The sequence below is a fragment of the Pseudomonas sp. EL_65y_Pfl1_R83 genome (assembly GCF_963970695.1).
GTDB classification, from domain to species: Bacteria; Pseudomonadota; Gammaproteobacteria; order Pseudomonadales; family Pseudomonadaceae; genus Aquipseudomonas; species Aquipseudomonas tritici.
In genome coordinates this window covers 1-472 of record NZ_CAXAQI010000363.1, presented here as the reverse complement: position 1 = coordinate 472, position 472 = coordinate 1, and the positions used below count along the sequence as shown (strand labels likewise).

Genomic DNA, 472 nt, shown 5'->3' with positions numbered 1-472 from the left:
TCGACATGCCTCACGATTTAACTCGCGCTTTTGTCGAAGCCTTCTGGGTTCATGATGCCGGCTCCTCGGTCAGCACCAGGCGAGGGCGGTGGCGAGCACTTCGGCGCTTCGGGCGGTTCCTCAACGCCGAGGGTGTAAGCTGCGCTCGCGATGTCAACGCAGGTACGATCCGGCGCTATATAGATGCGCTGGCACTGCCACCAAACGGCCGTCAGCTTAGCCGGGCCACGATGGCACAGCGCTTTGCCATCTTGAAACCGTTACTTGAGCGAATCGAGCAGGATGATGCCGATCTGTTCGGAGGCGCGCTCGCCATCCCCTACAGCCCGTTCCCCAGCACGGGATGGTCGCCCGAACCCAAAGCACGGCTCACGGCCGTCGAGATGAAAACGATCTTGGCGGCCGCCTATGAGGAGATCGACATCGCGTGGGGGCGGTTCCGGCGCGGCCAAGAGATCATCGCGGCGCCTCT

The 472-nt window shown here is 62.7% G+C and carries 1 protein-coding gene; it reads left to right on the top strand.

Annotated features, from left to right (window positions below; translation table 11 throughout):
- Positions 1-230 precede the first annotated feature (230 nt).
- On the top strand, positions 231-472 hold a 242-nt coding region (locus tag AACY08_RS29305; protein ID WP_339472581.1), incomplete at its 3' end, for a hypothetical protein.